Genomic DNA, 4,962 nt, shown 5'->3' with positions numbered 1-4,962 from the left:
AGCGAGAAGTCGACCTCGATCCCCAAGCCTTCCCGGTTGAAGTCGTCCAGCACGTTCAACAGCCGGAACGCCCGGCCATCCCCCAGCCGATCCGCCATGAAATCCATCGACCAGGTCACATTTGGCGCGTCCGGGACTGCCAGCGCATCAGGTTTGTCCCGCTTCAACCGCTTGCGGGGCTTGATCCGCAGGTTAAGTTCCAGCTCGCAGTAGATGCGATAGACGCGTTTATGGTTCCACGGATGGCCCTTCACGTTGCGCAAATGCAGGAAACACAGCCCGAAGCCCCACGTCTTGCGTGCGTCTGTCAGGCCGGTCAACAGATCGGCGATCTCCTCATATTCTGCCCGCAACTTGGGCCCATAGCGATAGCAGGTCTCGCTGACCCCAAAGGCCCGGCAGACCAGGGCAATGCTGGCTCCTCGTCGCGCCACCGCATTCTCGGCCATCTCTCGGAGTTGAGATGGCCCGGTCACTTTTTTCCAAGAGCTTCCTTCAGCAAATCAGCCTGCATGCTGAGGTCCGCATACATCCGCTTCAGCCGCCGGTTCTCCTCTTCCATCGCCTTCATCTGGCTGACCATGGACGCATCCATGCCACCATACTTCGCCCGCCACTTGTAGAATGACGCATTGCTCATCCCATGTTCACGGCAAAGCTCAGCCACTGGCACACCGCCTTCAGCCTGGCGCAGGATCGCAAGAACCTATGGTTCGCTGTATCTGGTCATCTTCATATGAATCTCCTCATGCATCTTGCCGAGAAAATTCTACTTACGCAGCCCCTTAGTTTTGGGGAGGATTACCGGAGCAGCGGCGTTGCTGCGCCCGGCGAAGCTGAGCGCCCACAAAGGGCCTTATCGCAAATGTTCCGCAGCTCGAAATGCTGCGCTCCATGTCCAATGGCCGGTTCGGGGAATGCCGCCGCGCAGCACCGACGAGGCTCGAACGTCAGCAGTGGGCCGGTCACGTCGAGCCCGTCCGTGCCGCAAGTGCGAAGCTGTCCATCGGCAGCGAGGTTAGTTTGGGCTCGAACCTGCCTTGCGGCAGCGCAGCACGAAATCATAGGATCACCACAGCCTCAGGGCTGGTCGCAGCCGACGGCAGGCAGCCCTTCTACGACATTCGTGCCCGGCGCAGGATTGAGCCGAGCCCGGGACTTGAGGGCAGGGACCGGTCATTCGCTGCGATTGAAGCAAATGACCGCTATGTTATCGGCAGGCTCCATTTGGTCTCAGGCACGAGGTGGAGATGGATTTTCCTGTGGAGCCGAACAATTGCCTACATAAATCAACATACATCTCATCAGACCAAGGCTATCGGCCGGGTGCCACCCAGTTCAAGTCTAATTGCACCACTTTCTACGATCCCGTCCTTCAGGGCCTCGCAATCGTCAATAAAGTCTTCTGGGGTGCTATAGAGATAAGACACACAACTGAATATACGCCTCTTTCGTGTGTTTGCCGCCTTGATAGCACGATCTAATAGGGCACACGACTGATCACGCCCCTCTGCAATCGCCGTTAGTACTGCGGCGCATTGCAAGTAATTCGCGTCATCTCTGTCGTCTGCAGCAAGCATATTTGAAAGAACTGTATCAGCCATAGAGACATCAGGAACGCCTGAGAAAGCCCAACGAGCAATGAAGAGATTAAACATCTCTGGAATGGCATCAGGGAGATCACTATTTGGTTGCGTCAATAGCTCAACAGCATCCGAAAACCTTTCCGAACCAATGAGTGACAAGACCAAATTCACTCGCGCGGTACTGATCTCACTTTGAGTTCCAGAAGATTTCGAAATTGCAGATGATATTTGATCCGCGAAGCGAGATAAATGGTGTCGCTCCGACAGGACAAATTCTGAAAGCGAGTTGAGTGCGGAAACCGACAGATTCTCCCTGTTCAAAAGGGAAGTTATGATATTATCGAATTCCTTGTGGGTTCCGCGAAGCATTTGCAGAGCGGTGGTGATATTGACACCAGACGAATCTTCACTTTCGATAATATGCCTCAAGTCCGCTTCTGAGCGGTCTGTTTCGCCAATGGCCTGATAGGCTCTTGCACGCATGCCCCGCAGAAAGACTGAATCGCCGCCAGACTCGATGGTGGCGGTCAGCGCACTTATCTCACCTTCGATGTCGCCAATCATCGCCCTAATTTGGGCGACGATTTTTGTAATCTCGGAGTTTCCCGAATGCATCGAGAATATTCGATCAACTGCCTCCGCGATTTCCTCGCGACCCGACACTCTCGGGCTGCTTGTCGTTTGGCGAGCCCTTAGGCGTATGTTCTTTAGTGCAAGTAGAGCTCCATCAGGGTCAATGTGGTTAAAAGATATGACTGCCTCTTCAAGCTCAGCGTATTCTTTGGCAAGTTTGCTATTCGGTCGCTCGAGTGCAAAAACTGCGTGTGATAGAACATCGAGGCTCGCGTATTGGTGAACAACTTTCAGGTCTTTCTTTTTGAAAGAGAGTTCTCCTGCAGCGCAATCAAGGAGGTTCGACAAAATCGATCTTTCATCGTCCAGGTCTGGTACGTTTGAGGCGCAGAAAAGAATCTCAACGGGCCTAATCTGACGAGACTTGTCGCGCCGAACCTCGTTCATGATCGGCGCAAGCCCGGAAATGTTCTGCATTGTCGGAAGAAACATAGCTACAACTAGGTCCGGCAGCTGTCGAGTGCATATACCGCCAACGTCAGTGTGGCCAGTGCGACTATCGATCAGCACATAGTCGAAACCAAGATCTTGGTTCTCCCTCCATTGCTGCTTCAAATCTTCAAAGAATAGGTAGCCTTTTTCTTCTGTGTACAAGGTACTCCAGTCGATAGAGGAAAGCTTAGTCGAGTACTCGATAGTGCTCGTGTCACCAGATGGCATCACCCATATCGTTTCACTTTCTCCTGAGCACTTGTAGACATACTCAGATGCATTCGGGGCAACGCCGTTACTTCTATACGAGGCTATGTAATCGACCAATCCTTGGCGTGATGCGCACGGAGCCAGGAATCCATAGTTGGGAAGACTGGGAGCCTCTAAGTCGAAATCGACGACCAGTACCTTTTTGCCCCGCCGAGCAAGGTTTGCAGCGACGTTGACAAGTGCCATCGTGCGCCCAACGCCACCTTTATAGCTGTAAAATGTAACTACAAACATTTATCTAATCCCGCGGGCGCAGTTCAAAGCGCTCCGCGGCAACCATCATGTATTCCTTCATTGGCGTGCGGAATACCGGCGTGAATTTTTTCGAAAAGTCCCTGGGTTGCGATATAAGCCCACGTAACTTCAAGTCATGCTGCTTTCCTTGGATGTTCGCCCCAGTCTCCCACCGCTTCAGTGATGCCAATCCCACACCAAGTTCAATCGCGAAGTCCTTCTGTGTCAAATTCTTAGATTTCCTGATCGATCTAACCTCGCGTGGAGTAAGTCTCTCCAAATATCTGCACACTGCTTCATGACGCGCAATCTCTGCGTCTTCACCGGCCAGGGTTTCACCACAAGAATGGCAATGCTCAACGGGTATGTCAGCGGTCAAAAGCACATCACGGGCTCCACTGACGTAAGCGAACTGTTGCGTCATAATCCTTTTTTCAACGGTTGCCTCGCCACACATTGCGCAGGTAGTAGTACCTTTTTCCGCCATCATTGCACCCGATCTCTTCTCTTACTCACATGAAAACTGCGGCCAATTACTTTCCCTGACCCCATCATGATTTTCATGTATATTTTTTCACCTTCGTAGCCGTCACACTTGAGGACATATCCCGTTTTTCCAGGGGGTTTATCCAGGATAATCACTTCGATTTCGTGACCTGCACGAAGCAAGTCAGCAATAAGTGTCCACGCGCTTTCGTCACTAAAGGCCTCGCCGCTGCCAGGCCGTCGAACGTGTTGCGGCGACCATCGCGTTGGCATCGTAGGAGAGAACTCATGCATTCTGGTTCTTCGCCCCCTACACAATTTCTCAAGCTGGCTGCGAACAGCGTCCGTAATACTCATTCCTTGGATCCGCCGCCCACGAGCTCTGGCATCAAGTGATACCAAGACGGCGGTTCGTCAAGTGTATTTGTGACTGTACACCTGAGAGGTTTACAAAATGTGATGCCAAGTAGCTCACCGTACATCATGCCAGCTCCAGTTTGTGTGTAGACCAAGTGTCTGGCAGACTTACCAACAGGCTGCACTGGTTCAGTCGCCATGCAACCCCTGCTCCCCTTTGCCTTCAGCAATTGAAAGCGCCTCTTCTTCAATAAAAGTTTGCGTTGGCGGCTGGTCCGCTCTTTGCCACCGAAAAACGCGATGACGGTGTATCCAGTGATACACAGTCTAAACATGAGTTTCTACCTACGAATCTCTCATGGCGTGGGCTTGAGCCAGAAGCGTAGAACGCTGATGTAGCACGCCACAGGCTCCACCTCAGAGATCTCGAATGTTTCCAAGATTGACGAAGCCGTCATGTGTTACATGTTTGGCGGATGACAGCTTTCGGGCCGATCATGCCTGTCGCGCTGGTCGCTGTCCGCGAGTTTGCAAAGGTCACTTCCTGCGCTTCGCTGACATCCGTGCGGCGTTGTTGCACAAGTCTGACGACGGAGGATTCACTTCGTGAATCCATGCCGTTAGACGCGCGGTATGAGCAAGCCATCTCCCATCCGCTATTGCACGACGACCTGGTCCAGCTACAACGCATCGCTGCGGAAGAGGGGATCGCTGCTGATCCGGGTCGACAGGGACATGACCTGGCGCGCGCCACGTGACTGGCGACCCGGACGGCCAGCGGTGTTTTCCGATGCGGCTATCCAGTTCTGCCTGTCGATCAAGATCCTGTTCAAGCTGCCGCTGCGCCAGACCGCTGGCATGGTGGCGCGCTTGCTGAAGTTGGCGGGGCCGGACTTCTCGACGCTGTGCCGCAGGCAAAAGACCCTGGCCGTGCAGATTCCCCATCGCCGCGCAGATGGCCCGC

The 4,962-nt window shown here is 53.4% G+C and carries 4 protein-coding genes and 1 pseudogene; 1 reads left to right on the top strand and 4 read right to left on the bottom strand.

Going from position 1 to position 4,962, the window contains the following annotated elements; genetic code table 11:
- The 4 genes and pseudogenes from FOY53_RS22400 to FOY53_RS22385 form a co-directional block, all read right to left on the bottom strand.
- A pseudogene (locus FOY53_RS22400) lies at positions 1–697 on the bottom strand (transposase); the annotation flags it as partial.
- 607 nt (positions 698–1,304) lie between these two features.
- Entirely contained in the window at positions 1,305–3,155 is a 1,851-nt protein-coding gene (locus tag FOY53_RS22395) for a KGGVGR-motif variant AAA ATPase (protein WP_146592508.1), read from the bottom strand.
- Between the two features lie 4 nt (positions 3,156–3,159).
- A complete protein-coding gene (locus FOY53_RS22390; protein WP_146592507.1) occupies positions 3,160–3,645 on the bottom strand; it encodes a type II TA system antitoxin MqsA family protein in 486 nt (161 codons plus the stop codon).
- On the bottom strand, positions 3,642–3,935 hold the full coding sequence (locus FOY53_RS22385; protein ID WP_146592506.1) for a hypothetical protein: 294 nt from the start codon (positions 3,933–3,935) through the stop codon (positions 3,642–3,644). Before FOY53_RS22385 ends, FOY53_RS22390 begins: the two co-directional genes overlap by 4 nt.
- Positions 3,936–4,631: 696 nt before the next feature.
- On the opposite strand from FOY53_RS22385, the gene FOY53_RS22380 reads away from it, so the two are divergent.
- A partial coding sequence (locus tag FOY53_RS22380; RefSeq protein WP_186766731.1) for a transposase occupies positions 4,632–4,962 on the top strand: 331 nt, incomplete at its 3' end.

This window comes from Puniceibacterium confluentis (assembly GCF_007923445.1).
Classification (GTDB): domain Bacteria; phylum Pseudomonadota; class Alphaproteobacteria; order Rhodobacterales; family Rhodobacteraceae; genus Puniceibacterium; species Puniceibacterium confluentis.
The sequence above is the reverse complement of the archived record's forward strand: the minus strand, read 5'-3'. Positions and strand labels throughout refer to the sequence as shown.

Coding starts and splice junctions, on each gene's coding strand:
- FOY53_RS22395 (WP_146592508.1), bottom strand. CDS start 3,155: ATGTTTGTAGTTACATTTTACAGCTATAAAGGTGGCGTTGGGCGCACG.
- FOY53_RS22390 (WP_146592507.1), bottom strand. CDS start 3,645: ATGATGGCGGAAAAAGGTACTACTACCTGCGCAATGTGTGGCGAGGCA.
- FOY53_RS22385 (WP_146592506.1), bottom strand. CDS start 3,935: ATGCATGAGTTCTCTCCTACGATGCCAACGCGATGGTCGCCGCAACAC.